We start from the raw sequence: 25,539 nt of genomic DNA, 5'->3' as shown, positions 1-25,539 counted from the left end.
ATCGGGAGCAGCCTAAGGCTGCTCCCGATGTTTTTTTGGATATTCCATGCAGGATGTAAAAGAAGAGGGGATGAGGAGCTCAGCCCTCCCCCTGGACATTGGGGTCGGCCTCCGGCTTGTAGAAGTTGGTCTTCACACGGACCTCCCGCTCATAGGGGACCACGCCGGCCTCGCGGGCGGCGGTCATGGAGCGGAGCAGCCAGGCCATATTGTCCCCCACCAGGCGCAGGGTCTGCATCCCCTCCAGATCCGCCCGGACCTCCTCCGGCCGGTCCCCATGGACGCCGTTCCAATACTGGGAGGACACCACCGGCATGGAGGAGATGGTGAAGTACTTGTTGAGCTGGTCAAAGGTGTTGCCGGCCCCGCCACGGCGGCAGGTGACCACGGCGGCGGCAGGTTTGTAGAAGAACAGCCGCTTGGCGTCGTAGAACACCCGGTCCAGCAGGCACTTCAGCCCCCCCGCGATGCCGCCGAAATAGACTGGGGAGCCCACCACCAGGCCGTCGGCCTGGATGATCTTCTGGATGCACTGATTGACGCTGTCATCGTCGAAAACACAGCGGCCCTTGCCCCAGCAGGATCTGCAGTCGATACACCCCCGGATGAGCTGATTGCCGATCCAGAAGATCTCGGTCTCGATCTCATGCTTCTGGAGCTGAGCCGCCACCTCGGACAGGGCGGTGTAGGTGCAGCCCTCTTTGTGGGGGCTACCGTTGATGAGCAGGACTTTCACACGTATCTCCTCCTTTGGGCATCTTGAGCCCTTTCCCATATGCTCCCATTGTACCGCGCCGGGCCAGGATTTGCAATGAGAATCGAAAACACGGGAGAGATCGGGCAAAAGCGGGAAAAAATGGGAGTCTCCCAGGCGAAAGATTCTTTACCGGGCGTGCTCCGCGTGATACAATAAAAAAATAACCCGGAGGCGGCCCTGAGCGCGGACAGGCCGGCCTCGGAGGAGAAGAGAGGCGGAGCCTATGCATGAGAAGCTGATCCGAGAGATCAACGGGGAGATCGCCGACGCGCTGCTGGCGCGGAAGATGCCCTTTGCCCCCAGCCGGAAGGCGGCGCTGGCCCTGCTGAAGGTGCCGGGATGGACGGAGGGGCTGGAGCAGATGCTGCCCATCCGGGGGCGGCTGGAGTGCGCCCATGTGCTGGAGCTGTGCTCCTGTGTACTGCCCCGGCTCGCCCCCCGGCCGGAGGAGGGGTGGCTGGCCTTCTGCACCCAGTACGCCCGGGAGCGGATGTACCCCGGTCAAGGCTTCGCCCCTGATCGGGAGGAGTATGAGGCGGGGGCCCTGTTTTTCCTCACCGTCCTCCAGGTGATGCTGGACCGGGAGCGGAGGGCGGTGCCCTTCGACCCCCTGAAGGACTTCCAGTTCCTCTCCTCAGAGGAAATGGGGGAATATGAGTGCGGGGAGGAGTACCGCCGCTTCCTGGCCGCCTTCCGGGAGGAGTACGTCTATGAGATGATGCGGCTGAGCGAGGAGACCACCCCCTTCCGCACCCTGGGGCACATCGCGGGGGTGCATTACATCGCCATGACCGTGGCCCGGGGCATCCGGGAGGCGGGGGAGAACGTAGACCTGGCGCTGGTGTCCGCTGCCGCCGCCGCCCACGACCTGGGCAAGTTCGGCTGCCGGCCCGGGGAGCGTGTCCCGCTCCTCCACTACTACTACACCGACCAGTGGCTGCTGGGGCGGGGGATGCCCGCCGTCAGCCACATCGCTGCCAACCACTCCACCTGGGACCTGGAGCTGGACACCCTCTCCATGGAGTCCCTGTGTCTGATCTACGCCGACTTCCGCAGCAAGCAGGGACGGGATGAGCAGGGGCGGGAGACCACCATCCTCTATCCCCTGGAGGAGTCCTTCCACATCATCCTGAGGAAGCTGGAGAATGTGGACCAGGCAAAGCGCCGCCGGTATGAGTTCGTCTACGGCAAGCTCCACGATTTCGAGGACTACATGCGCTCTCTGGGGGTGGACGTAGACCTGACCGGGCAGCCGGGGGCGCGGAAGCCCCCCAAGGACCCGGCCCTGATGCCCCCGGACGAGACGGTGGACAGCCTGATCCTGCTGTCGGTAGAGCACAACCTGAAGCTGATGCACCAGCTGAGCAGCGAGCGGAAGTTCGGCAACATCATCGAGGCCGCCCGCTCGGCCAAGAGCTGGCAGCAGCTGCGGGCCTATCTGGATGTGTTCGACGAGTACTGCACCTATCTGTCCGTGCGGCAGAAGACCCAGGCCCTGGCCTTCCTCTATGAGCTGCTGATCCACCGGGAGGGGGATATCCGGCGCCAGGCAGCCAGCCTCATCGGAAAGATCATCGCCAAATTCCACCTGGTCTACCGCAAGGAGGTGCCTGCCGACGCCCGCACTGACCCGGCGGAGGAGGTGCCCTTCACCCTGTGGGAGGAGTATCTGGACAAGCTCATCTACCCCGACCACAAGACCACCCCCCAGCAGCGGGGCCAGATCGGCTATACCCTGAAGCTGGTGGTGGACGCCCTGCTGGAATACGGCCGGAGCGAGACCATGCCACGCTTCATCGGGGCGCTGCTGCGCTACTATGACCGGCCGGAGGAGAAGGACGAGGATACCGCCTTCACCCTGCTGGACGCCATCCGCTATCTGCCCGCCCAGCAATATGACCAGGAGACCCGGGGCGGCCTCATCCGCTTTGCGGCCTGGTTCGCCGCCTCCGGCAACCTGCGCCTCCAGGCGGCGGCCCTCCAGTTCCTGCGGGAGGCCCAGCGCTCCCTGCCCCAGGATCACCCCCAGATGGCTCAGATCGCGGCGGCCGCCCGGTCTGCCGCCGGCGGGAGCCTGCCGCTGCTCTTCCTGCGGTATAAGGTCCTCCAGCGGGCGGGGGAGGACGTGTCCGACTATCAGGCGGCCCTGTATGAGCAGGACGTGACCAGCGAGATCTTCCTGGACAACCTGAAGAGCGCCACACACTGGATCATCAAGGTGGTGGGCATCGAGCTGCTCCAGGACCAGGTGGAGCACGGCCTGCGGGAGCACATGCTCCACATCGCCACCCACTTCTCCAACCTGGTGAAGGTGTCCGAGCGGGTGGGCGTCCGCCACGCCGCCGGCGAGGCCCTGGTCCGCCTGATCCCCCTGCTGCGCCGGGAGCAGCGCAACGAGGTGGTGGTGGAGCTGGGCAAGGGCCTGGAGATGGGCCAGTACCAGATCTCCAAGTATATCCCGGAGTATCTGGGCCGGGCTGCCCTGTCCCTCCACCCCAGCGAGCTGGACGAGCAGGTGCTGTGGCTGAAGAACCTGCTGGGCTCCCCCACCAACATCGCCGTGTCCGGGGCGCTGAATACCGTGGGGGTGCTGCTCCAGCACTACCCCGCCTACCGGGGGCGCTTCCCTGAGCCGGAGCGGGCCTATGAGGCCCGCCGCCAGGAGCTGCTGGGCCTGCTGCTCCAGGGGCTGGCCCACTACCGGGAGGAGGTGCGGCAGGAGGCCCTTCTGGTCACCGGGACCATGCTCTTCGACAGCCCGGTGCTCTCCATGGAGGAGAAGTCCCGCCTGTTCTCCCTGTGCTACCGCAAGCTCCTCTTCCTCATCCAGGCGGGCCCCCGTCAGGACCCGCTGACCTTCTTCTACCGGGCTTCCGCCCTGGCCCACATCAACCGCTTCATCGCCCTGCGGCGGTTGGACAAGGGGCCCTTCGCCTTCTCCCAGCCCCGGAAGATCGCCTTTTTCCCCGGCACCTTTGACCCCTTCACCCTGTCCCACAAGGGCATCGCCCACGCCATTCGGGAGATGGGCTTCGAGGTGTATCTGGCGGTGGACGAGTTCTCCTGGTCCAAAAAGCCCCAGCCCCACATGATCCGCCGGCAGATCGTCAACCTGTCCATCGCCGGGGACTTCCACATCCACCTGTTTCCCAACGATATCCCGGTGAACCTGTCCAACCCCAGGGACCTGCGCCGCCTGCGGGAGCTCTTCCCCGGCCAGGAGGTCTATCTGGTGGTGGGCAGCGATGTGGTGGGCCACGCCAGCGCCTATCAGGCCGCCCCTGTGGACTGGTCGGTCCACTCCATGGACCACATCATCTTCCGCAGGGCGGGCCAGCCCCCCCTGCCGGAGGGAAAGGAGCTGGGCATCACCGGAAAAGTGATCCAGCTCCAGCTGCCCCCCCACCTGGAGGACATCAGCTCTACCCGTATCCGGGAGAACGTGGACATGAACCGGGACATCTCCACCTTCATCGACCCGGTGATCCAGGACTTCATCTATCAGAACGGCCTGTACCTCCGCGACACCCAGGACAAGCCCCTGCTCAACGCCCGGGACCTGTCCTTCCAGTGGGTGGAGCGGCCGGACCCCCTGCTGGTGGCCGATGTCACTGCTGGGCACCGGGAGCGGGAGAGCCTGCGGACCGCTATCCTCCGGGACGGGGACCAGCTGCTGGTGCTGCGCCACCGTCGGGAGGGCGGGGAGCCCATGCTGGGTTGGCTCAGCTTCCGCTATCTGTCTACAGCCGACCTCTACTCCGCGTTTCAAAACGCCGATCTGGCGGACCAGGTGCGCCTGCGGGCGGGAGGTAAAACTTTGTTCATCACCGGCCTGGCCGCCGAAGAGGAGCAGGAGAAGGACTATGCCCAGCTGCTGGTCAGTGAGGTGCTCTCCCACGCCCTGGAGGCGGAGTGCGTCTACGCTGTCTTCCACCCCCACGAGGGGCTGTGCCCCCCGGAGACAGAGGAGCTCTTCCGGCGGCAGGGCTTCATCCGCCGGGATGGGGGGCCGCTGGAGGCCGATCTGCGGGCCCCGGTGGTGCTGCTCCAGAATTTGGAGACCACCATTCAGGAGCCCCTGAGCCGCAACCCTAGGGTGCTCGCCGCCATCCGGCGGGGACACCAGCGGCTCGAGACCGCCCTCACCGGCCTGTATCCAGGCAACCTGGTCCTCACCCTGTCTGCCGACGTGATCCACCACCGGCTGCTGCGGATGATCACCCAGTTCAACCAGGTGCCCCAGGAGCCCACCACCCCCCGGAAGCTGGGGAAATATATGTGCGTCCCCTTCGGTAAGCTGCTCCGGGGCAAGACTGTGCCCAACACGGTCACCAAGACCATCCACACCGACCGGGTGTACTCCCCTGACCTCAGCGAGAGCACCATCGAGGCATTTCCCAACTACGCCTCCATCCCCTGCCAGGTGCGCACCATCAAATCCTTTGACCGGCCCGTCATCCTGGTGGACGACCTGATGCACCCCGGGGTGCGCATCAAGGCCCTGGACCCCGTCCTGCGCCAGGAGGGGGTGGACATCCAGCTTGTCCTGGTGGGCATCCTCTCCGGCTACGGCCGGGACCTGATGAGTCAGCAGAAGCGGCCGGTAGACAGCGTGTACTTCCTGCCCTCTCTGCGGCAGTGGTTCGTGGAGGCCACCCTGTACCCCTTCATCGGGGGCAACACAGTGCGCCGCTCCCGGCCCCCAGTCCCCGGCCTGCTGCCGGGAATCAACCACATCCTGCCCTATGCCGTCCCTCCCTTCGCCAAAGAGTGCGGGGAGGAGGCCGTCTTCCAACTCTCCCGCTGCTGCCTGGAGTCCGCCCGGGATGTGATCGGCACCCTGGAGCGGGAGTACCGGGCACTCTACGGCCGGAATCTGACTCTGGGCCGGCTGGCTGAGGCGGTCATCCTGCCCCTGTGTCCCGACAAGGGCACCTGCCTGGGTTATGACCCCAACTTGGCCGCGTCGGTCTATCTGGAGAACGACCTGGAGCAGCTGCTGAGGACCCACCCCCGGGGCTGACCTCCGCCGACTGCTGGAAATGATCTGCGGGAAACCATTGCGAGGTGTAATATTATGTTCTATTATTATGAAAAGGCTGGAAAGCTCCTGGCCTCTGAGCGGAGGGACCTCCCCTATCTCAAGGCGGAGCCCGCCCCGGGGACTCCGATCTGCTATCTGGTGGAGGGGGACCCGGTGCTGGGCCGGGGCTCCTTCAAGGTGAACTGTCCGGGCCAGCTGAGGGCCCCCCACGGCCTGGAGGTGCTGGACGCCTCCCGCCTGCCGGACTTTCCCCTGGACGCGCCCCTGTCCGCCGCCCTGGAGGAGGGGATGCTCACCGCCGTCAATACCGGCCGGGCGGGGTGGGAGCAGGTGTTGTCCCAGAGGGCCGGGACGGAGAAAAAGCGGGTCAATATCCTGGCCATCGGGGACGTGGGTTCCACTCTGCTCACCGGGCTGAAGCTGCTGGGCGGGGATGTGATCTCATCCATCGGCATCTGCGACCTCTCCGACCAGATCACTGCCCGGTGGGAGTTCGAGATGGGGCAGATCAGCCTGCCCTGGGACTACGGGGCATTTCCGGAAGTGGAGGTCATTTCCCTGGAAAAGCTGTTTGACTGCGATGTGTTCGTCTTTGTGGCCTCCCGGGGCATCCCGCCGGTGGGCTCCCAGGTGAAGGACGTGCGCATGGCCCAGTTCGAAAACAACGCCGCCATTGTGAAGCAGTACGCCCGTATGGCACGGGCGGCCGACTTCCAGGGGCTGTGGTGCGCGGTGTCCGACCCGGTGGACCCCCTGGCCAAGACCGCCTATCTGGAGAGCAACCGGGACGAGAACGGCGTATGGGATGGAAAGGGCCTGCGGCCAGAGCAGATCCAGGGCTTCGGCCTGGGGGTGATGAACGCCCGGGCGGCCTACTTTGCAAAGCGGGACCCCAGGCTGGCCTCCTTCCTGACGGAGGGGCGCTCTTTCGGCCCCCACGGCACGGGACTGTTCATCGCCAACTCCATCGACCACTACGACGAGGAGGTCTCCCGGGAGCTGACCCACAGGACGGTCACCGCCAATCTGGTCATGCGGGAGATCGGCTTTAAGCCCTATGTAGCCCCTGCGCTGTCCTCCGGAGCCCTGTCCATCCTGCTTACCCTGCGGGGGGCGTGGCACTGCGGCTCCGTCTTCCTGGACGGGGTCTTTATGGGGGTCAAGAACCGCTATACCCCTGCCGGGGTGGAGACCGAGCTGCTGCCCCGTATCCCGGACCCCCTGTTCGGCCATATCCGGGAGGCGGCGGAGCATTTAAAGTCGGTATTATAGAGGGAAAACCGGTAAGGACGCGATTTGTTGTGCCCCTGCATCCGAATGGAATAACTTGCCCTGCATGACAAAGGGGGTGTCCCATGAGAGAAAAAATTTTGGCCCACCGCATCCGCTGGCTTATCGGTCTCTGTACATTTCTGGTGCTTTTCGGCTGTTCTGGCTTCCCCATCTATAATTTCACCACAGGGCGGCAGCTTGGCAGCTGGTATTTTATGCTAATGCTCTGTATCGGTTACTTTGAAATCGGACAGCTCCTGGGTGTGCTGTATAGCCGGAACAAGGTGTGGAGATCAGCTGCCCTCGCCCTCGGTATGACGCTTTTGGGGCTGGCCTGCCGGTTTTTGATGGAGTTTGGTGAGGTGTCCAATACCTGCAACTTTACGCCCCCCAATGTGGCGCTCCACCTCTCTGTCGCTGCGGTGATCACCGCCCTGGGGTCCCTGTCCTTTGTGGACGGTCGGCGGCCACCCCTGGGAAAAGACTGAACTTTCCGGTCTCTCCGCACATCAACTTTTGAAGAAGGTGATCTCATGTCCATCATTTTGATCCATCCATACCCGGGCCGGCCGGAGGCGGACGTCCGCCTGTCCGGTATCCTCTCCCACGCCCTGGCGGACCGGGAGGGGAGGACCATCCGCACCGCGGAGGAGCTGGACCTGAGGCCGGGAGACCGGGTCCTGTTTGCCCTGGCCCTGGACGGGGCGGGACAGAATTTGGAGTATTACCGCATGCTCTCCCGGCTGCGGCGGGAGCCGGACCTGCTGGAGGGATGCACCGCCGCGCTGATCGTGGATGGCCCCGGAGAGCTGTACACCAAATCCACCGCCGGAGAGCTGGCCCTGGCCGCAGATATGGCGGGATGCGCCCTCATCGGGCGGCCGCTGGTGGAGGGGACGGGCTCCCTGGCCAACTTCCGCGTCCAGGCCAAAAACCTGGGCACCGACCTGATGGGGGCCTATCTGGCGGCGGCACAGGAGCTGGTCCAGCGTCTGGACACCTTCACTTTCCCCCAAAAGGAGCGGCCTGAGCTGCTGGTCCTCCACGCCTCCAGCCACCACACATCCAACACCATGGCCCTGTGGGCAGGGGTGCGGGAGCGGCTGGGGGAGGTGTGCAGTGTCCAGGAGATCGGCCTGCGCAACGGGACACTGGACGACTGCTCCGGCTGTCCCTACACCATGTGTATCCACTTCGGGGAGAAGGGGGAGTGCTTCTATGGCGGAGTCATGTCCCGGGAGGTCTATCCCGCGGTGCGCCGGGCCGACGGGGTGGTCATGCTGTGCCCCAACTACAACGACGCACTCTCCGCTAATCTCACTGCCTTCATCAACCGCCTCACCGCCTTGTTCCGCCAGACCCGCTTCTATGACAAGGCCCTGTTCGCCCTGGTGGTCTCTGGCTATTCGGGCAGCGACTTGGTGGCCCGGCAGCTGATCTCGGCCATGAACATGAACAAGTCCTTCTATCTGCCAGGACGCTTTGCCCTGCTGGAGACAGCCAATGACCCAGGGGAGGCCATGGGGCTGCCAGGGGTCCGGGATCGGTTGGACCGGTTCGCGGACCATATGCTGGAAGTCCTGGCCCGGCGGGCTTGAAGAGGGCCCTTCTCCCTCGGTGAAAGGCATGGCGGGGCGGGGGAGAAGATTATTCCGCAGACAGCAAAGGGCTCCACACCCATCAAGGGCGTGGAGCTCTTTTGATCCTTCAGCGCTGGGGCAGGTAGCTCACAGGGTCCACCGCCTTGCCGTCCTGGGCCATCTCCAGATGGAGATGGGAGGGGCGGCTGCTCTCGGCGATGGCGGTCTCACCCACCACGCCCAGCACGGTGCCGGTGCTGACGGTGTCGCCCTCCGAAACAGTTGGCTTGGCGCTGAGGTTGCAGTAGGTGCTGGTCAGGCCGTCCCCGTGGTCCACTACCACGCAGGTGCCCATCAGGTCGTCATCGTAGACTCCCTGGACCGTGCCCGCGCTGATGGCCAGCACGTTGGTGCCCACGCTGGCGGCGATGTCCACGCCGCTGTGGGTGCGCCAGTCGCCCATGGTCTCATCATAGGCCAGCACCTCCAGGCTGAAGCCGGAGAGGATCTCCCCCTTCACCGGCCAGGTGAAGACAGCGGGAACAGGGTCCTCCTCCACCGGCTGGACCGTCTCGGCCGGCTCCTCCTCCACGGTCTGGGGGAGGGAAGCCTCCTGGCTCCCGCTGTCCTCTGGCTCGGTCACAGTAGGCGTGGTGGGTGTGGTGACAGAGGGAGTGGTATGGGGGGGAGCCGCATTCTGGCTGCTGTCGGGAAGGACCACGGTGGGGCTGCCGGTGACCGGTTCCGCCTCTCCGGGGGTGCTGCTGACGGTGCGAACAAGGTAATAGCCCGAAATTCCAATGGTGGCGACACAGAGGAAAAGGACTATGTAGAAGCCCTTTCCCAGTACGAAGTCGCCCAGTTTCTGAAATACGGTTCGTTTCATGGAACCACCTCCGAAGCCTATTGTGGACAGGCCCGGGGATGGTTATACATTCCAGAGAAAAAATTTTATGGAACTTCTGCCCTCTGAGCAAAAATCGACCGCGCGATGAGCGCGGCGGGGGACTGCCCTCAGATCATGGAAGGCAGTCCAGAGAAAAGCAGACCCGGTCCTCCTGCTCTTCAAAGCCGGTTTTTTGATAAAAGTGGTAAGCGGGCGCGTTTCTTTTGGTCTGGAGCGAGATGTTCCGAAAGCCGTGCTGACAGGCATAATTTCGGATCAGCTGGATCCACAGGGACCCGAACCCTTGTCCCTGATGTTCTGAGGCAATGCACAGGTCGTCAATGCAGTATTCAATGCCATTGTACCAGTGCCGCAGACGGCCCAGAGAGATCCCAATCAGGACATCTTCCGAAAAAAGTCCCAGGGCCAAAGAATTCTGATTGCCCATCACGTCCAGAATATAGGAATGAAACACATCCTCATCCTCCCAGCGGTCACACCAGGGTTCCGCCGAAAAGGCATCCCGGATCAGTCCTTTGACGGCCTGCTCATGCGCCATCCCCAATACTTTTAACATCATTTCTGTTGACCTCCTTTTCTCTGTTTCCATAAAAAAAGCCAGACTGAAACAGCCTGACTGATGGTAGGTGCTCACCCAATAGGTCTATTGTTATAATATCATATTGCCTGGCAAAAAGCAACCGGAGGGAAAAAGGCCGCCGGAGGAAATCGTCTCCTGATTCCGACCATGTTTTTCCAAATAATGGATTATAATGTGGGGCACAACGTTCCGGACAAGCCGGAAGCTACATAGGAGGAGACGAGATGGCGGCCAGAGAGGATCTGAAAATGCGGCTGACGAGGCTGCGGGGGCAGACGGCCCGGCTGGGGCGGACAGGGCTGAGCGGCCCGGCGGTGCTGCGGACGGCAGAGGTGGGCATCCATCTAATGCTGGCGGCGGTGCTGGCAGGGGCGGAGGTGTTCGGCGGCTTCGCCCCCTTCGGCGTGGCCATGGTGGGGGCATCAGGCACCGGACTGTGCGGCGGGGCGGCCCTGCTGGGGGCGGGATTCGGCTATCTGACCCTGCTGGGCTTCTCTGATGCACTGCGCTATCTGTCCGCTGCCATCCTGACCTTCGCGGTGGGCTTTGCCTTTTACGACATGAAGCTCTTCCAGAGGCCCTGGACCATGCCCGGGGTGGCAGGCCTGATGAACGGCTGCACCGGCTTCATCTATCTGTCCCAGGGGGGCTGGCGAACAGTGGACGTGATCTACTTCCTTAGTGAGATCGCCCTGACGGTGGCCGCGGCCTGGTGCTACCGGGTGCTGCTGCTGCCTATACGGCGGGGGAGCGGGGAGGGGGTATGCTCCGCAGCCCGGCGGACCGGGGCCCTGGTCCTGGTGTGTACCACCTTGATCTCCCTCTCCAACCTGTATCTATGGAAGGATGTCTCCTTCGGCCGGACGCTGGGAGCCTGTCTGGTGCTGGCGGGGGCCTGGCAGGGCGGACTGGCGGCAGGAGCCGTACTTGGGGTGACCATCGGCTTGTCCATGGATCTGGCGGGCTCGGGCGTCCCACTCTACGCCATGGCCTGGGGGCTGGCCGCTCTGGCAGCAGGGGCCTTCCGGGGCAAGAAACGGGTGTGGGCGGCGGCGGCCTTCGCGGCGGCGGACGGGGCCGCCGTCCTGTGGACCTGGGACCGGGGGCTGACCCTGGCCATCCTGTATGAGGTGTTTTTGGGTTCAGTGGCTTTTTTCATGGTGCCGGAGCGCCAGTGGAAGCGCTTGGGAGGCCTGCTGGCCCCAGCCCAGACGGCGCCCCCGGATGGCAGGGCCCAGGGCTATGTGCAGAAAAAGCTGGAGGCCACCGCCGCCGCCTTCCGTACCTTGTACGAGTCCCTGCGGGGCTCCTTCCGGGTGCCGGAGAACGACAACGATGTGGCGGCGGTCTTTGACCGGGCGGCCTGTCGGGTGTGCCGGACCTGCTCCCTCCGGTCCAGCTGCTGGGAGCGGGACTATGTGACCACCTTCAACGCCCTCAACGACGCCACGGCCCCCATGCTGGAGCGGGGGCGGGGAGTGGCCAGCGACTACCCCCGCTACTTCGCCGACCGCTGCCTCCACTTCCCCGCCTTTGTGGAGGCGGTGAACCAGGAGCTCACCGCCCTGCTCTACCGCCGGCAGTACAACAGCCGCATCCGGGAGAGCCGGGCGGCGGTGTGCCGGCAATATGGGGAGCTGTCCGCCCTTCTGGGGACGGCGGCGGCAGAGCTGAGCCGGGAGCTGATCCCGGACCCGGCAGGCAATCAGAAGCTGAGGCGGCACCTGGCTCTGCTGGGACTGGAGATGGAGACGGCGGTGTACCGGGACGAGTACGGCCGTCTGCGGGCGGAGCTGAAGGGGGAGGGATGCCAGACTCTGGACACACCGGAGGAGTTGGCCGCCCTATCGGATCTGCTGGGTGTGCCTACCCGAGCGGAGGCGGGGGAGGAGAGCCTGACTCTGATCCAGCTGGAGCCGCTGATGGCGGTGGCGGGCGTGGCAGCCCGGAAGAAGGACGGGGAGACGGTGAGCGGGGACGCCGGGACCTACTTCAAGCGGGAGGACGGCACCCTCTATGTGCTGCTGTGCGACGGCATGGGGAGCGGGCCCGGGGCGGGCCGGGAGAGCTCCCTGGCTGTCCGCCTGCTGGAGCAGTTCCTGATGGCGGGGGTGGAGACGGGCCACGCCCTGGCCACACTGAATTCTGCCCTGGCCCTTCGGGGAGAGGAGGAGGGGGGGTTCACCACAGTGGACCTGCTCCAGGTGGACCTGTTCACAGGGGAGGGGGCGGTGTACAAGCTGGGAGCTGCCCCCACCTATGTGCGGAGAGGGAGCTCGGTGCGGCGGATCGCAGGCAGCTCCCTGCCCGCTGGGCTGGCCCCTTCGGAGCACGCGGTGCCCGACCATACCCGGCTGCGGCTGGAGGCGGGGGACTGCGTCCTTATGGTCAGCGACGGCATCGCCGGAACTGGGGACGACGCCTGGGTCCGGGAGCGGCTGGCTAAATTCGATGGGGAGAGCCCCAAGGAGCTGGCCCGGAGTCTGATCACCGACAGCCCGGAGGGAGCCACCGATGACCGCACCGCCTTGGTGGTGCGGATCGCGCGGAGAACGTAGAGGTCAAGTGCGCGGACCCTTTGCCTGGCAGCAAATGCCCCTGGCGGCCGTATGGATGCGGCCGCCAGGGGCATTTTCCTACGGGATCAAAGCCGCCCCTGGAGCACCGGGATGAGAAGGATCACGGCCAGATTGACCGCACATACCAGCGCCAGGGACAGCAGCTGCTCCTTGGATTCATCGTCCATCTCCGCCCCTCCTTCAGATCTCTTGGCAAGATCCAGTGTACGGCGGGCCGGGCCGGAATATACCCGGTAAAATTGGGCAAGAATAACTGTGTACACAGGGGGCTCACGGCAGGGGCCCCGGAAACGGAGGAGGTATCTCATGGTCAAAGGCATCACACGCCAGGTCATCCTGGTGAAATCCCCGGACCCCAAGCTCTTCGAGGAGGCCATTTTCATTGTGAAAGAAGAGGCATTGGCCAGAGAGGGGGTCAGCGCGGACCAGGTCATCCGGGAGGCCAGACAGGCGGCGGACGGCTATCTCCGCCGCAGCCGGGCATGGAACGCCCGGGGCAGGCAGCTTCCCGGACCGGCCTGGGGAGCTGCGGGGGCGGTCCTGGCCTCGCTGGCCTGGGGGCTGGGTCTGTTTCTGCTGTAACAGACCTGAGGCGCATGCATACAATGGGATGTGGACCGGGCGGCGGCGGACCCGTCTGCCCGGGCTCCCGGTCCAAGGCTGATAAAGGAGCTTACTTATGTGCGGTATCTGCGGATTTTGTGATTTTACCCGGGACAACGCGGGCCCGGTCTGGCGGGAAGCGGGAGAGCGGATGGGGGAGACCCTTGCCCACCGGGGACCGGATGGAAAGGGACTCTGGCAGGGAGCGGACTGCGTCCTGGTCCACCGACGCCTGGCGGTCATCGACCCGGAGCGGGGGCAGCAGCCTATGGCCCGGGTGCGGGACGGCGTGGAATATGTGTTGATCTACAACGGCGAGCTCTATAACACCGATGAGCTGCGCCGGGAGCTTCGGAAGCTGGGCTTCTCCTTTGAGACGGAGTCGGACACCGAGGTGCTGCTCAACGCCTGCATCGCCTGGGGGGATGGGGCGGCCCAACGGCTGGAGGGCATCTTCGCCTTTGCTTTCTGGGATGGGGGGCGGAGGCGGCTGATGTGCTGCAGGGACCGGTTCGGCGTCAAGCCATTCTTCTATGCCTGGAAGGACGGGGCACTGGTGTTTGCATCCGAGCTGAAGGCACTGTTCCAATATCCGGGCCTAGAGCCACGGCTGGGCCGGCAGGGGCTGTGCGAGGTGCTGGGCATCGGCCCCGCCCGTACAGCGGGGGCAGGTGTATTCGAGGGGGTCCGGGAACTGAAGGGGGGCTGTCAGCTGACGGCCGGCCCGGAGGGCCTCCAGATCCGTCGGTACTGGGCACTGGAGAGCCGCCCCCACGAGGACGGCTACGAGGAGACGGTGGAGAAGGTGCGCCATCTCCTGGAGGGAGCGATCCGGCGGCAGCTAGTCAGCGACGTGCCCCTGTGTACCTTCCTGTCTGGCGGGCTGGACTCCTCCATCATTACCGCGGTGGCCGCCCGGGCCTATCAGGAGCAGGGGCGGGAGCCCCTGGAGACCTACTCCTTTGACTATGTGGGCAACCGGAAGCATTTCAAGGCGTCCGCTTTCCAGCCGGACGCCGACGCTCCCTGGGTAAAGAAGGCGGTCCGGGCACTGGGTACCCGACACCGGGTGCTGCGGTGCGACATCCCCTCCCTGCTCCAGCTGCTCCCTGAGGCCGTGGAGGCCAAGGACCTGCCGGGGATGGCGGATGTGGACTCCTCCCTGCTGTATTTCTGCCGGAAGGTGGCGGAGCGGCACACGGTGGCCCTCTCCGGGGAGTGCGCTGACGAGGTGTTTGGCGGCTACCCCTGGTTTGAGCGGTCGGAGCTGCTGGAGGCGGACACCTTCCCCTGGTGTCCAGACCTGGAGTTCCGAAGGGCGGTGGTGAAGCCAGAGCTGTGGGAGAGCCTCCAGGTGGAGGACTATGTCCAGGCCCGCTACCAGCAGTCCCTGGCGGAGATGCCGGACCTGCCGGGGGAGGCCCTGTGGGAACGCCGCCGCCGGGAGGTCGGCTGGCTGTCCCTGAACTGGTTCATGTCCACCCTGCTGGACCGGAAGGACCGCATGAGTATGGCCGCCGGGCTGGAGGTGCGGGTCCCCTTCTGTGACCACCATCTGGTGGAGTATGTGTGGAACATCCCCTGGGCAATGAAGGCTATGAACGGGCAGCGCAAGCAGGTGCTGAGGGACGCGGCCGAAGGCCTGCTCCCGGAGGAGCTGCTCCGCCGGCCCAAGAGCCCCTACCCCAAGACCCACGACCCCCTGTATGAGCAGCTGGTCCGGGCCAGGCTGCTCACCATCCTGGACGATCGGGACGCCCCCATCCACAGCCTGGTGGACGAGAAAGCCCTGCGCGCAGGGCTGTTGTCCGACGCAGGGGACTATGGAAAGCCCTGGTTCGGGCAGCTGATGGCCGGGCCCCAGATGCTGGCCTACCTCATTCAGATCAACGAATGGATGTCCCGATACCACTTGACTGTCTGACCTGCGGTGACAGTGCGTTTCTCCTGTTTGTTCCTCCTGCTTTCTGGCGCGCCCCATCCGGGGCGCGCTTTTTTGTCCCTGGCTTTATGATTTCTTAAGAAAACCCTAAGAGCTCCTTTAGAGCATTTGAAGCAACTGTATGGTATCATTCATACAGTTTCAATAAACCATTTTGGGGCGGCGGAGCCGCCTGCGGCAAGGAGCGCATGAATATGGAAGAAATCTTGAAGGTCACAGACCTAAAAAAGGTCTATGGAAGGCGGGGGGCCGCTACGACGGCCCTGAACGGGGTCAGCTTTTCCCTGAGAGGCGGAGAATATGTGGGCATCATGGGGGCCTCCGGCTCGGGCAAGACCACTCTGCTCAACTGTGTCTCCACCATCGACCGGCCCACCTCCGGCTCCATCTTGGTAGATGGGAAGGAATTGTCCGACCTGAGGGGAAAGGAACTGGCCCGCTTCCGCCGGGAACGGCTGGGCTTTATCTTTCAGGACTGCAACCTGCTGGACACCCTGACGGCCTTTGAGAATATCGCCCTGGCCCTGTCCATCGTCAGGACGCCGGCGGGAGAGATCCGGGAACAGGTGGAGGAGAACGCCCGGCTGCTGGGCATCCAGGACTGTCTGGACAAATACCCCTACCAGATGTCCGGCGGGCAGCAGCAGCGCTGCGCTGCGGCCCGGGCCATCGTCACCCGACCCGCCCTGGTGCTGGCCGACGAGCCCACCGGCGCGCTGGACTCCAGATCCGCCCGGATGCTGCTGGAGCGGCTGGAGGAGCTGAACCAGATCCGGCAGACCACCATTCTGATGGTGACCCACGACGCCTTCACCGCCAGCTGCTGCCACCGGGTGATCTTCCTGCGGGACGGGCAGATCTTCCTGGAACTGAGCCGGGGCGGGATGGACCGGCGGGCGTTCTTCGCCCAAATCATCCGGGTAGTGTCCCAACTGGGAGGAGAGATGGAAGATGTTCTCTAAGCTGGCCCTGCGGAACGTCCGCCGCTCCTTTCGGGACTACGGGGTGTATCTGCTCACCCTCACCTTTGGCGTGTGTCTGTTTTATACCTTTAATTCCATCGACGGGCAGGGGGTAATGGTCTATCTGGCTCAGAGCCAAAACCCCATGGCCCAGCTGATCCAGACCATTCTGGATATTTTCTCCGTCTTTGTGGCGGTGGTGCTGGCCTGTTTGATCCTGTATGCCAACACGTTCCTCATCCGCCGACGCAAGCGGGAGCTGGGGACCTATCTGCTGCTGGGCCTGAGCCAGCGGCAGGTGTCAGGACTGCTGGTGCTGGAGACGCTGGTCATCGGCCTGATCTCTCTGGCGGCGGGGCTGCTGTTGGGCCTAGCGGCCTCCCAGGGCCTGTCTGCCCTCACTCTGTCCATGTTCTCCATCCGGGTAGACGCCTTCGCCCTGGCCTTCTCCCCTCGGGCAGCGGTGCGCACAGTGGGCTATTTCGGCCTGATCTTTCTGCTCGTGATGGTGTTCAGCGGCATCCAGGTGTCCCGGGCCCGGCTTATCGACCTAATGCAGGGGGAGCGGAAAAATGAGGAGCTGCGGGAGAGGCCCCTGGGGCTGGCGGTGGTCCAGTTCGTGCTGGGGGCGGTCTGCCTGGCGGCCGCCTATGCCATCCTGCTGACCTTTGGCATGGCCATCGCTGTGGCGGTCCTGCCCATCTGTGCGGCCATGCTGTTCCTGGGCACCCTGGGCACTCTGCTGATCTTTAAGTCCCTGTCCGGCTTTGTGGTGAAGCTGGTCCAGAGCCGGCCCGGGCTCTACTTCCGGGGGCTGAACCTATTCACCCTGCGCCAGTGGCTGAGCAGGGTCCACTCCACCTACCTGTCCATGACGGTCATCTGCATCCTGCTGCTGCTGGCCGTCGGCATCACCGCCAGCTCCATCGGACTCAACTCCACCTTGGAGGCGGCGGCCGATGAAGAGGCTCCCTTTGATCTGACGGTGCAGAATCAGTCCGCCGACAGCGCGGGCCTTGTGGACTTCCCGGCCGTGCTGGCGGAGGGCGGCTTTGACCTGGACCGTCTGGGAGAGCAGCTGGACGTACTGTTTTACTACAATGACCCAGCGGTCACCGGGGTGGAGGAGGTGTCGGCGGCTATCCGGCTCTCCGACTATAACGCCCTGCTGGCCCACGGCGGGCGGGGGAGCTGTCATGAGGAGGTGCCCATGGTGCCTGACGACCCAGAGCGCCGGGCGGTCACCGGCGGGCTGTCCCTGAGCTACGCAGTGGTCCCAGACGAGCTGGCTGGACAGCTGGAGGTGCGGCGGCAGGTGTGGTTTGTGGACTACGCCGGAGGGGACGAGGAGCGGACGGAGGCCGAGTTGCTCCAGCTGATCCGCCCCCTGGACCTGGACTACGCCCTCCACTTCTCCAGCCGCCTGGACGCCTATCAGAGCATCATGGGCTCCAAGATCCTGGCCCTGTTTCTGGGGCTGTATCTGGGCTTCACCTTCCTGCTGGCGGCGGCCGCGGTGCTGGCCCTCCAGCAGCTGAGCCAGGCGGCGGACAACCAGAAGCGGTACGCCATGCTCCGCCGGCTGGGGGCGGACGACGGCCTCATCGCCCGCTCGGCCTCCCAGCAGGTGGCTCTGGCCTTCCTGATGCCCCTGGGGCTGGCCCTGATCCACTCCATGGTGGGGATGAAGGCGGCCAACGACATCATTGCCACGGCGGGCGAGGTGGACTCGGTGGGGAGCAGTCTGGCCACAGCCGCTGTGCTGATCCTGGTCTACGGAGGCTACTTCCTGGCCACAGCCCTGGCCTGCCGTCGGATGGCCCGGCAGAGCTGGACCAAGCTTGAATGAAAGAACAGCGGCTCCGCGGAAGAGAGCTTCCACGGAGCCGCTGATTTGATGTTTTTAAAATTTTGCGCCGCCGAACTCTGCCAGCTGAAGGCCCTTGTTCCGGTCCTGGACCCACTGGATGGACCACTGGGAGGCGAACAGCAGCAGCTGATTGCCCTTGTAGTCCTCCACCAGCTTGGCGTCGTTGGGGAGCAGCAGGTCCTCCTCCTTCAGCGGGGGGGCGTCCTCGTCCTCCTTCACGATCCAGCGCAGGTACTCGAAGGGCAGGCCCTCCTTGTACAGCTCCACGTTGTACTCGCTGCGCAGGCGGTACTCCAGCACGTCGAACTGAAGGGTGCCCACCACGCCTACGATGACCTCCTCCATGCCGGTGTAGGGGGTCTTGAAGATCTGAATGGCGCCCTCCTGGGCGATCTGCTCCACCCCCTTGAGAAACTGCTTGCGCTTCATGGTGTCCACCGAGCGGATACGCTCAAAGTGCTCCGGGGCGAAGGTGGGGATGGGGTCGAACTGGAACTTCTTCCCTGGGGCGCACAGGGTGTCCCCGATGGAGAAGATGCCCGGGTCGAACACGCCGATGATGTCCCCGGCGTAGGCCTCCTCGATGATCTCCCGTTCTGCCGCCATCAGCTGCTGGGGGCGGGAAAGACGAATCTTCTTCCCGCCCTGGAGGTGGTAGACCTCCTTATCCGCATCAAAACGGCCGGACACCACCCGCATAAAGGCGATGCGGTCCCGGTGGGCCTTGTTCATGTTGGCCTGGATCTTGAAGACAAAGGCGGAGAAATCGTCATCAAAGGAGTCGATGATATCCTCTCCCGCCTTCCGGGGCAGGGGAGGCGTGGTCATACGGAGAAATTCCTCCAGAAAGGGCTCCACGCCGAAGTTGGTGAGGGCGGAGCCGAAGAACACCGGGGACAGCCTCCCGTGGCGCACCCGGTCCATGTCGAAGTCGCAGGAGGCCCCGTCCAGCAGCTCGATCTCGTCGGTGAGCTGGTCCTTTTTGGCCTGGCCGATGAGCCCGGCCAGAGCCGGGTCGTCCAGCTCGATCTGGGTGGCAGTGGCGGCCCTGGCGTTGGTGTTGGAGGTGAAATGGATGATCTGGCGGTTCTGGCGGTCGTAGACGCCCTGGAACTCCTTGCCGCAGCCGATGGGCCAGTTCATGGCGTAGGTGTCGATGCCCAGCTCCTTTTCCAGCTCCTCGCACAGCTCAAAGGGGTCCCGGGCCTCCCGGTCCATCTTATTGATGAAGGTGAAGATGGGGATGTCCCGCATGGCGCACACCCTGAACAGCTTCCGGGTCTGGGCCTCCACGCCCTTGGCCGCGTCGATGACCATGACGGCGGAGTCGGCGGCCATCAGGGTGCGGTAGGTGTCCTCAGAAAAGTCCTGGTGTCCCGGGGTGTCCAGGATGTTGATGCAGAAGCCTTCATACTGGAACTGCATCACCGAGGAGGTCACCGAGATGCCGCGCTGCTTCTCGATCTCCATCCAGTCGGAGGTGGCCGCCCGGGTGTTCTTCTTGCCCTTCACCTGGCCGGCCTGGGCGATGGCCCCGCCGTAGAGCAGGAACTTCTCCGTCAGTGTGGTCTTGCCCGCATCGGGATGGGAGATGATGGCAAAGGTCCTTCTGCGCTTGATTTCAGATTCATATTGAGACATGAGCTTCACTCCTGAGTCAGTGGGATGGGGGGCAGGCGGCGCTCAGCCCTGCTGCTCCTTCTGCCGCTCCAAATACTCGTCATAGGTCAGCTTCCGGTCGATGAGCCTGCCGTCCTCAGTGAAGTCGAAGACGCGGTTGCACACCGTCTGGATGAGCTGGTGATCGTGGGAGGAGACCAGCACATTGCACTTGACCGCCTCCAGGCCGTTGTTCAGGGCGGCGATGGACTCCAGATCCAGGTGGTTGGTGGGCTGGTCCAGCATGAGCACGTTGGCCCCGGACAGCATCATCCGGGAGAGCATGCACCGCACCTTCTCACCGCCGGAGAGGACCTTCACGGGCTTATACACCTCGTCGCCGGAGAAGAGCATCCGGCCCAGGAAGCCCCGGAGATACTGCTCCTGGGGATCAGGGGAGAACTGGCGCAGCCACTGTACCAGATTGTCGTCGCAGTCCTTGAAATATTCGGTGTTGTCCTTGGGGAAGTAGGAGAAGGTGGCGGTCTGCCCCCACTTCACAGTGCCCTCGTCGGGCTCCATCTCGCCGGCGAGGATCTTGAACAGGGCGGTGTGAGCGTTCTCATTGTCGCCCACAAAGGCGATCTTGTCCCCGTGCTCCACAATGAAGGAGACCTTGTCCAGCACCTTCACCCCGTCGATGGTCTTGGATACATCGGTGACAAAGAGGATGTCCTTGCCCACCTCCCGGTCGGGGGAAAAGCCCACCCAGGGGTAGCGGCGGGAGGAGGCAGGCATCTCCTCCACGGTGAGCTTGTCCAGCAGCTTGCGCCGGGCAGTGGCCTGCTTGCTCTTGGACTTGTTGGCGGAGAAGCGGGAGATGAAGTCCTGGAGCTCCTTGATCTTCTCCTCGTTCTTCTTGTTCTGATTCTTGATGAGCTGCTGCACCAGCTGAGAGGACCCATACCAGAAGTCGTAGTTGCCCACGTACATCTTGATCTTGTTGTAGTCGATATCCACGATGTGGGTGCAGATGGTATTGAGGAAATGGCGGTCGTGGCTGACCACGATGACGGTGCCCTCAAAGTCCAGCAGGAAGTCCTCCAGCCAGTTGATGGCGTCGATGTCCAGGTTGTTGGTGGGCTCGTCCATCATCAGAATGTCCGGATTGCCGAACAGGGCCTGGGCCAGCAGCACTTTCACCTTCAAACGGGCATCCAGGGTGGCCATGTCGCTGGTGTGATACTCCGTGCCGATGCCCAGCCCCTGGAGAATGCGGCTGGCGTCACTCTCCGCCTCCCAGCCGCCCAGTTCGGCGTACTCCTCCTCCAGCTCACAGGCCCGCATTCCGTCCTCGTCGGTCATCTCCTCCTTGGCGTAGATGGCCTCTTTCTCCCTGCCCACCTCATACAGGCGCTGGTTGCCCATGATGACGGTGTCCATGACGTTGTAGGCATCATAGGCGTTCTGGTCCTGCTTCAGTACCGACATGCGCACGTTGGGCAGGATGGACACGGTGCCGCTGGTGGATTCCAGGTCCCCGGACAGGATCTTCAAAAAGGTGGACTTGCCAGCCCCGTTGGCGCCGATGATGCCGTAGCAGTTGCCCCGGGTGAATTGCAGGTCCACGTGAGAAAACAGGGGCTGTCCGCCGTACTGCAGCCCCAGATCGGTGACGGTGATCATAGTCGTCTCGCTCCTTACACTCCATGGTAAAAACAGTTTGCGTCCGCTCAGTGCACAAAGGGCGGCACGCCCGCGGTCTGCCCGCCCCGAAACGCCGTGCGGTCCTCTGCACACTGAGGTTACTATCTTATCACAAACAGGAGGAAAAGGATAGAGTATTTTCCGGAAAATTGGGGGCATTTTTTCGTTTACAGCTGTTTTTTTGACCAACAGGACAGCGGAAAGGGAGAAAAAGCGCCCCAGGACTCTCCACTGGGAGATCTCGGGGCGCGGAGGGGGAGTCAGTGCCGTGCGGGCCTCTCCGGCGGACGGGAGGCCAGGCGCAGGGCTCGGCGGAGCTCTGAGGCTCGGGCTGGGGAGAAGGCGGGGGCTCCGCCGCCGAAGTAGAGCTGGTCCAGACAGCGGGCCAGCTCCCCCAGCTTGGGCACAGCCGGGCAGCTCCGCCGCCGCCCGGTCCAGGAAGGCGCGGCAGGTCTCCCCCGGCCGGCGGCCCCTGCGGCGGCGCTTCAGGCGGCGGTCCAGCCACACCAGCACGCCGGCGGGGGTATTCCGCCGGGCCAGGTAGGTGAGCTGGAAGCGGACGCGGTCCGCCAGCCGGGACCACAGCATTGCCAGGGTGTCCCGTGGGCTGCGGCGGTCCACGACGCGGCCCCTGCGGACCGGAGGGTGGGACCGGGTGCGGCTTCCGCCTCGGCGGAGGGCCCAAAGGATCGCGCCGACGCCGGCCAGCAGGACCAGGCCGGCCAGCACATAGAGGACCGCATCGCTGCTCTGGACGGCCTCGCCGGCCGGGCCGCCTGCGGCGGAGATGGGATCGGGCAGGTTTAGGGAGCCGGTCTCCGGGGCAGAGAAGAGGGAGAAGAGCCAGCGGAAGAACCGGTCCAGAAGGGCCAGCGCCCCAGAGGCCAGCTCACGCAGCCAGCCGGTGAGGGCGGTGAGGGCCTGGGCGGCGGTGCCGGTGAACAGCAGCACGCACAGGGCTGCGCCCCCGCCCAGGGCGGCCAGCAGCAGGAGAAGGAGCAGACGCCCCCGGAGGGAGCCGGCGGCCTGTCCGCCGGGGCGGCTGTTGGAGGCTCTCTGTCCGGCCAGGGCTGCCAGGGCCAGCAGAGTGCCGGCGGCGGGGGCCAGGGCTGTGTCCAGGGGGAGGACACCGGCGGCGGTGCACAGGGCGGCGGCCAGCAGGACCAGGGAGGCGGTCTCGAAGGAGACCATCAGCTGCTCCGCGGGCGTGGGGCGGATCAGCAGCTCATAGCAGCGGAAGTAGGAGAAGCCCCACATGGCAAGCAGGCACAGCCAGGACAGCAGGGAGGGATAGCGCACCCCCCACAGCCAGACGACGGCCCCCTGGAGGGCCAGAGCGGCCAGCGCCAGAAGCAGGACGGAGCGCTGGGTCCGGGGGCGCCGGAGAAACAGGGCCAGACCCCCACAGGTCAGGGAGAGGCAGACGCACCAGATGAGCAGGCCGGCCGGATCAGACCGGCCGGTCTGACGGAAGGCGAAGATGGAGAACAGGGTGTGCAGGGCAGTCACATTGGACAGCAGGCCGGCCAAATCGACAAGGCGGGAACGGCTCTGGTTCACGGGCGGCTCCCCCCTTTCCGCAGGGAGTCCAAGGAGAGGGACCGGAACCCGGCCCGGGCGGGGACCTCCCAGTCCTGGGCGCACAGCACCCACAGCTGCCCTGGGTCCAGCCGCTCCATCAGGGCGGCGGGGAGGCGGCTGCCGGAGCAGGTGATCAGATAGGCGGTGCCGGACTGGGGGGCCGCGTCGGCGGCGAAGCGGGAGGGGAGAAAGGCCGGCCCCTGGGGGGAGCGACTCTCCTCTGGGACCCGCTGGGCCAGGCAGCGGTAGCCCGCCAGATAGAAGAGCAGGTCGTCCCCGCCGCCCTCCCCGGAGGAGACGGTCATGGGACCGAAGAGGCGGGAGTGGGGGAGGGAGAGGGAGCAGTCCACCCCTGCGCCAGACAGGCCGGAAAGGACGGAGGCCAGTACCTCCAGGGCCCCCTCCAGCTCCCTCCAGTCCTGGGAGAGACCGCAGAAGGACTCCCCATCCAGCAGAAAGCGCAGCCCTCTGGGCTGGATGGTCTGGTACAGGTTCACCGGCGTGCCCTGCTCCCGGGCGGCCATGCGCCAGTTGATATGCTTCCAGCTGTCTCCGGGCTGGTACTCCCGGCAGCCCCGGAGCACGGTGTTGTCCTCCATCCACCCCTGACAGCCGGCGGCGCAGTCCCACTGGGGGCGGAGAAAGAGGGAGAGGTCCACCTCCACCGGCCGGGGATAGACGGCGATGGCGGGGATCTGCCCGGCGGGGAGGGGCTGTTCCCCCTGGACCAGCCCGAAGCCGTCCCCGGAGCGGGCCACCAGTCGGTGGACCCGGTACAGTCCCCGCCGCTGGGCAGTCCAGGTGCTCTCAACCTGGATGGTCTGCCAGCTCCCCACAAAGGAGAAGGACTGGCGCAGGGCGGGGACCGGGGCGCCCCCTTCCTGATCCGGGGCGGGCTGCAGATAGGACTCAAAGGCATCGTCGGGGGTGAGGCACCCCTCCTCCGGGGCGTTTTGGGACAGCTCCAGCCAGATCAGCGGCAGAGCCTTCCCGTTCTCCAGATGGTAGATGAGCTGGGTCTGCTGCCCGGGAAAGAGCCGGGGGCGGGGGCACTCCACCTGGATGGAGACGCCGCGTATGGCTCTGCTCCCCCACCACCGGGCGGCCAGCCCCAGCAGGAGGAAGAACAGGCATACCCCCGCCACCCCGCCGCTGCCCAGGCGCAGGGCCAGCAGGACCCCGGCCCCGAACAGCACCAGGGCAGGGGAAGAGATCAGCAGGCTGGAGCCCCGGCCGAACAGGGCCTTACGCTCCATGGAACTCATCTCCCGCCGCCGGGGGGACGGGGAGCTGGGCGGCGATCTGGTCCAGCACCCCGTCAGCGGTGACACCGGAGAGCCGGGCCTCGTTGGTGAGCAGCAGCCGGTGGGCCAGCACGGGGTGGATCAGGGCCTGGATGTCGTCCGGGGTAACGAAGGAGCGGCCCGCCATGGCGGCCCAGGCCCGGGCGGCCCGGAACAGGGCCCGGGAGGCCCGGGGGCTGGCCCCCATCCGGACCATGGGGTGGCTGCGGGTGGCTCCCACCAGGGCCACCAGGTAGTCGGCCACCTCCGGGGACACCCGGATCTGGGAGAGGGAGTCCTGGGCGGACACCAGCTCCTCCGGGGAGGTGACAGTCTCCAGACCGTCCAGCGGGATGCTGTCTCCCAGGGAGAAGAGCATCCGCCGCTCCTCCTCAGGGGCGGGGTAGCCCATGGAGAGGCGGATGAGAAAGCGGTCCATCTGGGCGGCGGGGAGGCGGAAGGTGCTCTCCGACTCCACCGGGTTCTGGGTGGCCATCACCACAAAGGGGGTGGGGAGGGGAAGGGTCTCGCCGTCGATGGTGACCTGCCGCTCTTCCATGGCCTCCAGCAGGGCGGACTGAGTGCGGGGGACCGCCCGGTTGATCTCGTCGGCCAGCAGCAGATTGGTGAACACGGGGCCGGGCAGGCGGCGGAACTCCCCCCGGTTCCGATCGTAGATGTTCATGCCCAGGATGTCGGCGGGCAGCAGGTCGGGGACGAACTGGATGCGCTTGGATCGGCAGCCGGACACGGCGGCCAGGGTCTTGATCAGGGTGGTCTTGCCTACGCCGGGCAGGTCCTCCAGAAGCACGTGGCCCTGGGAGAGCAGTGCCATGACAATCAGGCGGATCTGCGTCTCCTTGCCGTAGATGATCTTGGCGGTTTCCGCAGTCAGGCGGTCTGCCAGCTGAGCGATATCCATAGGGAGCTCCTCCTTGTGCCGGCTCTCGCCGGTTTTACAGATAAGCTCCATTTTACCACGATTTTTTGGGAATTCTATCCCCAATTTGTAAAGAAGTGCCCGACCCCGCCCCGAAGGGCTGGGCGGACAGTGCCCGGGCCTTCCGGAGCCGGAAGAGCGCCCGCATGGCGGTGCGCCGCTTTCTGAAATATCTGCCCTGTCAGGGGGCGGGAGCCATCCTCAGCAAGCCGGACGGGGACGGCTGGCGAAGTTCCCCGGAGGGGCAGACAGCAGAGCGGGGCGCTCCCGAAGGAGCTCTTCGGCCCGCCGGTGAGCCAACCGCTTTTCAGCGTGGATTCCACCTTCAGGATC

The 25,539-nt window shown here is 64.9% G+C and carries 17 protein-coding genes; 10 read left to right on the top strand and 7 right to left on the bottom strand.

What is annotated here, in order from left to right; all coding sequences use genetic code 11:
• Positions 1-79: 79 nt before the first annotated feature.
• On the bottom strand, positions 80-736 hold the full coding sequence (locus NE584_RS03405; RefSeq protein WP_256181788.1) for an NAD(P)H-dependent oxidoreductase: 657 nt from the start codon (positions 734-736) through the stop codon (positions 80-82).
• Positions 737-980: 244 nt separating this feature from the next.
• Here NE584_RS03405 and NE584_RS03400 point away from each other — a divergent pair, with 244 nt between their 5' ends.
• The 4 genes from NE584_RS03400 (at position 981) to NE584_RS03385 (ending at position 8,671) form a co-directional block, all read left to right on the top strand.
• Entirely contained in the window at positions 981-5,780 is a 4,800-nt protein-coding gene (locus tag NE584_RS03400) for a cytidyltransferase-related domain protein (protein ID WP_256181787.1), read from the top strand.
• 54 nt (positions 5,781-5,834) lie between these two features.
• A complete protein-coding gene (locus NE584_RS03395) occupies positions 5,835-7,073 on the top strand; it encodes a lactate dehydrogenase (protein WP_256181786.1) in 1,239 nt (412 codons plus the stop codon).
• A gap of 83 nt (positions 7,074-7,156) precedes the next feature.
• The gene (locus NE584_RS03390) at positions 7,157-7,561 is read left to right on the top strand and encodes a hypothetical protein (protein WP_256181785.1); all 405 of its coding nucleotides are present in this window, start codon (positions 7,157-7,159) and stop codon (positions 7,559-7,561) included.
• A gap of 45 nt (positions 7,562-7,606) precedes the next feature.
• Positions 7,607-8,671, top strand: a complete 1,065-nt coding sequence (locus NE584_RS03385; protein WP_256181784.1) for an NAD(P)H-dependent oxidoreductase — start codon at positions 7,607-7,609, stop codon at positions 8,669-8,671.
• Positions 8,672-8,780: 109 nt separating this feature from the next.
• Here NE584_RS03385 and NE584_RS03380 read toward each other — a convergent pair whose 3' ends face one another.
• Complete coding sequence (locus NE584_RS03380) at positions 8,781-9,539, bottom strand: M23 family metallopeptidase (protein ID WP_108980063.1); 759 nt, start codon at positions 9,537-9,539, stop codon at positions 8,781-8,783.
• Positions 9,540-9,672: 133 nt separating this feature from the next.
• Entirely contained in the window at positions 9,673-10,119 is a 447-nt protein-coding gene (locus tag NE584_RS03375; protein ID WP_050622992.1) for a GNAT family N-acetyltransferase, read from the bottom strand.
• Between the two features lie 245 nt (positions 10,120-10,364).
• On the opposite strand from NE584_RS03375, the gene NE584_RS03370 reads away from it, so the two are divergent.
• From NE584_RS03370 to NE584_RS19655, 5 genes are all read left to right on the top strand, one after another.
• Positions 10,365-12,698 carry a SpoIIE family protein phosphatase gene (locus NE584_RS03370; protein ID WP_108980061.1) on the top strand — a complete coding sequence of 778 codons (2,334 nt, stop codon included), beginning with the start codon at positions 10,365-10,367 and terminating at the stop codon, positions 12,696-12,698.
• Between the two features lie 327 nt (positions 12,699-13,025).
• On the top strand, positions 13,026-13,301 hold the full coding sequence (locus NE584_RS03365) for a hypothetical protein (protein ID WP_050622990.1): 276 nt from the start codon (positions 13,026-13,028) through the stop codon (positions 13,299-13,301).
• Between the two features lie 97 nt (positions 13,302-13,398).
• Positions 13,399-15,246, top strand: coding sequence for an asparagine synthase (glutamine-hydrolyzing) (gene asnB, locus NE584_RS03360; protein WP_256181781.1), 1,848 nt, complete (start codon positions 13,399-13,401; stop codon positions 15,244-15,246).
• 212 nt (positions 15,247-15,458) lie between these two features.
• Complete coding sequence (locus NE584_RS03355) at positions 15,459-16,226, top strand: ABC transporter ATP-binding protein (RefSeq protein ID WP_256181780.1); 768 nt, start codon at positions 15,459-15,461, stop codon at positions 16,224-16,226.
• On the top strand, positions 16,216-18,075 hold the full coding sequence (locus tag NE584_RS19655) for an ABC transporter permease (protein ID WP_277102643.1): 1,860 nt from the start codon (positions 16,216-16,218) through the stop codon (positions 18,073-18,075). Before NE584_RS03355 ends, NE584_RS19655 begins: the two co-directional genes overlap by 11 nt.
• 54 nt (positions 18,076-18,129) lie before the next feature.
• Here the strand turns inward: NE584_RS19655 and NE584_RS03345 are convergent, their stop codons facing one another.
• The 4 genes from NE584_RS03345 to NE584_RS03330 form a co-directional block, all read right to left on the bottom strand.
• On the bottom strand, positions 18,130-19,737 hold the full coding sequence (locus tag NE584_RS03345) for a peptide chain release factor 3 (RefSeq protein ID WP_256181779.1): 1,608 nt from the start codon (positions 19,735-19,737) through the stop codon (positions 18,130-18,132).
• A gap of 42 nt (positions 19,738-19,779) precedes the next feature.
• Entirely contained in the window at positions 19,780-21,381 is a 1,602-nt protein-coding gene (locus NE584_RS03340) for an ABC-F family ATP-binding cassette domain-containing protein (RefSeq protein WP_256181860.1), read from the bottom strand.
• Between the two features lie 1,577 nt (positions 21,382-22,958).
• Complete coding sequence (locus NE584_RS03335; protein WP_256181778.1) at positions 22,959-24,239, bottom strand: DUF58 domain-containing protein; 1,281 nt, start codon at positions 24,237-24,239, stop codon at positions 22,959-22,961.
• Positions 24,229-25,188 (bottom strand): MoxR family ATPase, encoded by a 960-nt coding sequence (locus NE584_RS03330; RefSeq protein ID WP_256181777.1) that lies wholly within the window; start codon positions 25,186-25,188, stop codon positions 24,229-24,231. The genes NE584_RS03335 and NE584_RS03330 overlap by 11 nt, the downstream gene beginning before the upstream one ends.
• 164 nt (positions 25,189-25,352) lie before the next feature.
• On the opposite strand from NE584_RS03330, the gene NE584_RS03325 reads away from it, so the two are divergent.
• On the top strand, positions 25,353-25,539 hold a 187-nt coding region (locus NE584_RS03325; RefSeq protein WP_256181776.1), incomplete at its 3' end, for a hypothetical protein.

Source organism: Clostridium sp. DFI.5.61, from assembly GCF_024462915.1.
In the GTDB taxonomy this organism is placed as follows: Bacteria; Bacillota; Clostridia; order Oscillospirales; family Oscillospiraceae; genus Lawsonibacter; species Lawsonibacter asaccharolyticus.
This window is presented reverse-complemented; position numbering and strand designations above follow the sequence as displayed.

Coding starts and splice junctions, on each gene's coding strand:
- NE584_RS03355 (WP_256181780.1), top strand. CDS start 15,459: ATGGAAGAAATCTTGAAGGTCACAGACCTAAAAAAGGTCTATGGAAGG.
- NE584_RS03345 (WP_256181779.1), bottom strand. CDS start 19,737: ATGTCTCAATATGAATCTGAAATCAAGCGCAGAAGGACCTTTGCCATC.
- NE584_RS03385 (WP_256181784.1), top strand. CDS start 7,607: ATGTCCATCATTTTGATCCATCCATACCCGGGCCGGCCGGAGGCGGAC.
- NE584_RS03380 (WP_108980063.1), bottom strand. CDS start 9,539: ATGAAACGAACCGTATTTCAGAAACTGGGCGACTTCGTACTGGGAAAG.
- NE584_RS03375 (WP_050622992.1), bottom strand. CDS start 10,119: ATGATGTTAAAAGTATTGGGGATGGCGCATGAGCAGGCCGTCAAAGGA.
- NE584_RS03335 (WP_256181778.1), bottom strand. CDS start 24,239: ATGGAGCGTAAGGCCCTGTTCGGCCGGGGCTCCAGCCTGCTGATCTCT.
- NE584_RS03340 (WP_256181860.1), bottom strand. CDS start 21,381: ATGATCACCGTCACCGATCTGGGGCTGCAGTACGGCGGACAGCCCCTG.
- NE584_RS03395 (WP_256181786.1), top strand. CDS start 5,835: ATGTTCTATTATTATGAAAAGGCTGGAAAGCTCCTGGCCTCTGAGCGG.
- NE584_RS03390 (WP_256181785.1), top strand. CDS start 7,157: ATGAGAGAAAAAATTTTGGCCCACCGCATCCGCTGGCTTATCGGTCTC.
- NE584_RS03330 (WP_256181777.1), bottom strand. CDS start 25,188: ATGGATATCGCTCAGCTGGCAGACCGCCTGACTGCGGAAACCGCCAAG.
- NE584_RS03400 (WP_256181787.1), top strand. CDS start 981: ATGCATGAGAAGCTGATCCGAGAGATCAACGGGGAGATCGCCGACGCG.
- asnB (WP_256181781.1), top strand. CDS start 13,399: ATGTGCGGTATCTGCGGATTTTGTGATTTTACCCGGGACAACGCGGGC.
- NE584_RS03370 (WP_108980061.1), top strand. CDS start 10,365: ATGGCGGCCAGAGAGGATCTGAAAATGCGGCTGACGAGGCTGCGGGGG.
- NE584_RS19655 (WP_277102643.1), top strand. CDS start 16,216: ATGTTCTCTAAGCTGGCCCTGCGGAACGTCCGCCGCTCCTTTCGGGAC.
- NE584_RS03365 (WP_050622990.1), top strand. CDS start 13,026: ATGGTCAAAGGCATCACACGCCAGGTCATCCTGGTGAAATCCCCGGAC.